The organism is Oceanimonas sp. GK1 (genome assembly GCF_000243075.1).
Taxonomy (GTDB): domain Bacteria; phylum Pseudomonadota; class Gammaproteobacteria; order Enterobacterales; family Aeromonadaceae; genus Oceanimonas.
Map to the genome: position 1 here is coordinate 1 of NC_016747.1, position 4245 is coordinate 4245.

The following is a 4245-nucleotide window of genomic DNA, read 5'->3' on the forward strand; positions in this document are numbered from 1 at the left end:
CGTGCGCGTAGCGCAACGGCCAGGGAAGCAAAATTTCGTACGTACGAAATCCTGGGCCGTTTTTACACATGTGTAAAACGCCGATCAGCAGTGCGTAAACACTGTTTACGCATGTGGAAACCGTTGAGACGGAGCAAAAAACGGTCGATAATGGTGCTATACATGTATAGCAACCACCAAGGAGCCCGTCATGTTAGCGATCCGCTTACCCAGTGACATCGAGCAGCGGCTCGAACACTTGGCCGCCGTCACCGGCCGTACCAAAACCTTTTACGCCCGGGAAGCCATCCTGTCCCACCTGGAAGATTTGGAAGACTACTACCTGGCCGCCGACGTCACTGCCCGCATTGCCCGGGGTGAAGAAAAAACCCACTCCCTGGATACGGTAAGGAAAGCGCTTGGCCTGGACGATTGAGTATTCGGACAGGGCGCTCAAGACCCTGAAAAAAATGGATAAGCAAACCGCACGGCGCATCGTGGACTACCTCAGCGAGCGCGTGGCCCCCGCCGAGGATCCGCGCGTGTTCGGCAAGGCACTCAAGGGGGAGCTGGGGGAGTTCTGGCGCTACCGGGTCGGCGACTACCGGATCCTGTGCGTCATCGAGGACGACCAGGTCAAAATCCTGGCCGCGACCATCGGCCACCGCAAACACATCTACGACTAACCCAAGCACATTTCCACCTGCGCCATCTTGGGGTGGGGCCGCTGGCCCCACTTTTTACACATGTGGAAAATCGAGGGGGGTCCGATTATGCGTACCGCTCGCCGCAGCGTTGGCCGGGAACCGGCCAGAGCGAGGAAGCGGAAGGGCTGCCGCGGCAAAACCTAACTCCGTTCACCCCTTACCTGGAATAGCCCCGACTTGGTTTTTGGGCCGGCGGCTCCTGCCCTGGCGTATCCGGCACCTCCTTCAAGGCCGCCTCGATCCGTTCCTGGGGAACACCGGCCTGGCCGGGGGAATGCTCCATCACCACCCGAAAGGCATGGCGCAACGTCCAGCCGTTGCGGTGGATCTCTTTGACCGCCTCATGCTCCACGTCCTGCCAATCGACCTTTTTCCACTGATCGGACACTGTTTTCAGCGCAGATAGCGCCATTTCCGCGAAGGTTTGCACCGCGCCGTGCACCCGTTTCAGCCTGGGCAACGCCTTTACTCGCCGCTCCGCTTCCTGGGTCACGGCGTTTTCCTGGCGTTTCTGCTCGGCCAGCGCCGCCAGCTCCTGGAGCTGCGCCGGCTCAAGCCCTTCCGTCAGCGGCTTGAGCGCCCGCAAGGTCTCGTCCTTGGCCTTGGCGAGACTTGCCATGTTATCGGCCCTCTGGCGCTCCAGGCGGGCCGTGGAGGCCTCCCGGAGTATGGGGTCATAGAAGCGCTTAACTCCCTCGGTGATGCGCTCAGCGACCCGCTCAGGCGCTTCTACGGTGTCATGCAGTAATCCCTTTTTCAGCACCCGGGGCTTCAGTTGCTCGACCGGCAGCCTGCCATGTTCAAGCTTGGGCCGCTCCAGGGCGGCGTAATACTGCTTGATGGTGACATGCCGGGCCTTGCTGTTCTCAATGCCCCGCGCCAGGCCATGAACCTGCCCGACCCGATCAGCAAAGTCGGTCTGCATCTGGGACAGCGCCTTGGCCCCGCCCAGGAAATGCCGGCAATTCAGTTTGCCGCGCTCATCCAGGGGGACGACATAGGCATACATGTGCGGCGTGGTTTCGTCCCGGTGAATGCCGGCATAAACCACGTTTTCGGCCCCGTGCCGTTCCTGCAGCCAGGACAGCGCATCCTGAAAATACCGATCCTGCTCGGACCGGGTTTTCGCGTGCATGGCCTCCGGGCTCCCGGTGATCAGGTACTCGATGGCCAGCACCGCGTTCTTGCGTACCTTTTCCGGCAGCCGGGCATTAAACGCCCGCATCCCTTCCGCCACCGACTGGGGGCCAAAGTGGGTGTTCTGCAACGTCCGTTCGGGATCGGCATTGGGGGTGTCCTGCTCCCGAAAGGCATGCTTCATCGAGCGACGTACCGACACCGCCGCTTTCAGTTTCTGGACACGCAGAATGGCAAAGTTCATCGGGGGGACTCCGGGGCTTCAAATGCCCCCATCGTAGACGATGTGGACTCACTACACAATTTTGCAGGTACGCGCTGCGCTTGCCCCTTAAAATTGTTCGTTCGAACCCCCAAAACCGACCCCGAAAAACCGTGCCCAGGAACACGCTCCGTGGATAACGGCTGCCGCCCACAGGCCCAAAAACCCGGGCCCGATGGACGGACAGGCGCCGTTACCCACCTCGCCAAGATCCGCTCTCTAAAATGACTTTCCAGGGAAAAGAAAAAGGGGGTCGGCCAGAGGCCTCCGCCTCGGTGCGAGCCTATCTTTCGCTGCGCTTCAAGATAGGCTCGCCCTCCTGGCCCCGTTGATAGGTTTCAGGATGATCCGCCTTGCTTCCCGCTATCGGCACCGCTTGCTGCAGCTGCCCCTCTCACGCGCCGGGAAGACACACCCTAGACCTGCTGCCTCTGCTTTCGTCCCCGCCATGTGGGCCGGACTGCCGCGCCGTTTTTAGAGAGGTGGCCGTGGTTGGTTCCCCGTTGCCCTCTGATGCAGATGCTCCAGGAACGCGACTTCCTGGAAGGCTTGGTGCGCGTCGCACGCTGGACCGTATGTGAGATTTCCCCGTTCGGTCCGACCGACACGGCAAGGAGGGTAACAACGACTTGAATCCAATCCCTCCGGCCACGTGTTCACGCCAATGGTGACGGCCAAGGGAAACATCAGAGAATGCGGGAGTGGTTCTGAAAGGTGTTGAAGTGAGGCGCTAAGGCCGGCTACACTTATAGAACAAGTTTTGGAAGCATCCCGCATAGATGTTTCCCACGGTTCAGAGGCCTGCCAGCCTGTTGAACCTTCGAAAAAACCGCCCTGCCAGGCGGTTTTTTTGTATTCAAACGATGCTAGATTACGCTTCTATCACAGAACGATCAAGCGCAGCTACAGCAGCAAAATAAGAATATAAACATGAACGAACTAACTATAACGCTGGTAGCTATATTATTCCCTGGCGTACTTCTGACAGTCATACATGACAATTACACCGAACACAGGCCTTGGGATCCCTTCAGATACACGCTGTACTCTATTGTCTCTGGAATAATCACATATAGCACACTGCAAGGCGTGATCTTCTTAGCTCAACTTTTGTACAATATTGAAGGTTTCAGAGAAACAGAATGGTACACTCTTTCTGTATGGGGAATATTGGAGTCAGGTAACAAGGAAAAGATAAAAGCTTTAGAAGTCGTATCAGCGGGTTTGATAGGGGTTATCCTAGGCTTAATATCAGTTAAAGTGTCTCAGCAAAATATAATACACAACCTATTAATAAAATGGAATTTAACAAACAAGTACGGTGACACTTCCGTATTCGTGAAGACTATAGAAATAACACAAAAAGAATATATAAGAGTGACTGTTCTTGATGAGGGCTTAACCTTGGAAGGCGTCGCCCAGATCTATCATGACGACGGTACCAATCAGGAAATAGCACTCGGTGATGTGGTCGCGTATGACACATCATCTGGCGACGAACTTTTCAAGGCCAACCTCCTTTACATTTCAAAGCCCTTTGGTAACTTGATGATCCACACAAGCCATGTAGAGGAAACGAACCTTGAGCAAGGACAAGACACAGATGGCTCTTGATGGGCTGCAGTCAACTGCAATGCTGGAAGGCTTAGCTACCAAGAGCGTTGGAACTGAGGCTCTCGTCACAAGAGGGTTATCCGTTAACGGCTACGGCAGAAGCACCGCAGGCGTCATAAACCCATCATCTAACATGATAGAGACCATAAGAAAAACCACCCAACCTCGAAGCTCTGTACCGCCGAAGCCAATTCCATCTCAAAAGAAGAAATAAAAATGATGAAGGCGACAGCCTTCATCATTTAATTTGAAATCACTCAAGCCGATGTAAATTTCTCTTGATATACTCATGGAAAACATCATGCCTTACATAGTGAGTATTGAGTGACCTCTTTATCTCATCTCCCATTTTTCTCAACTCAATTCTATTATTCTCAGTTTGACGCTTATCTACTTTCTTCAAATGATAGTTAAGCTCATAGTCTTGTGAAAAATTCACATATTCATGATCATTAAGAGGCATATGTTATCCCGTGAAACGCGGTGACATCAGGATGGTGTCACTCGAAGACGATCTGCGGCCAAATGTTCAAATTTCAACCTCCC

General features: G+C 54.4%; 4 protein-coding genes. 3 read left to right on the top strand and 1 reads right to left on the bottom strand.

The features are described 5' to 3' along the window. Positions 1–190: 190 nt before the first annotated feature. Both GU3_RS16545 and GU3_RS16550 read left to right on the top strand, forming a co-directional pair. Complete coding sequence (locus GU3_RS16545; RefSeq protein WP_014293680.1) at positions 191–415, top strand: TraY domain-containing protein; 225 nt, start codon at positions 191–193, stop codon at positions 413–415. Continuing rightward, positions 399–665, top strand: coding sequence for a type II toxin-antitoxin system RelE/ParE family toxin (locus GU3_RS16550; protein ID WP_014293681.1), 267 nt, complete (start codon positions 399–401; stop codon positions 663–665). Before GU3_RS16545 ends, GU3_RS16550 begins: the two co-directional genes overlap by 17 nt. 178 nt (positions 666–843) lie before the next feature. On the opposite strand, the gene mobV is transcribed toward GU3_RS16550, so the two are convergent. Continuing rightward, entirely contained in the window at positions 844–2067 is a 1224-nt protein-coding gene (gene mobV, locus GU3_RS16680) for a MobV family relaxase (RefSeq protein ID WP_014293682.1), read from the bottom strand. Positions 2068–3015: 948 nt separating this feature from the next. On the opposite strand from mobV, the gene GU3_RS16560 reads away from it, so the two are divergent. Continuing rightward, positions 3016–3699, top strand: coding sequence for a hypothetical protein (locus GU3_RS16560; protein WP_014293683.1), 684 nt, complete (start codon positions 3016–3018; stop codon positions 3697–3699). Positions 3700–4245: the final 546 nt, after the last annotated feature.

Excerpts from the sequence above, each read along its gene's own strand:
- GU3_RS16545 (WP_014293680.1), top strand. The coding sequence starts at position 191 with ATGTTAGCGATCCGCTTACCCAGTGACATCGAGCAGCGGCTCGAACAC.
- mobV (WP_014293682.1), bottom strand. The coding sequence starts at position 2,067 with ATGAACTTTGCCATTCTGCGTGTCCAGAAACTGAAAGCGGCGGTGTCG.
- GU3_RS16560 (WP_014293683.1), top strand. The coding sequence starts at position 3,016 with ATGAACGAACTAACTATAACGCTGGTAGCTATATTATTCCCTGGCGTA.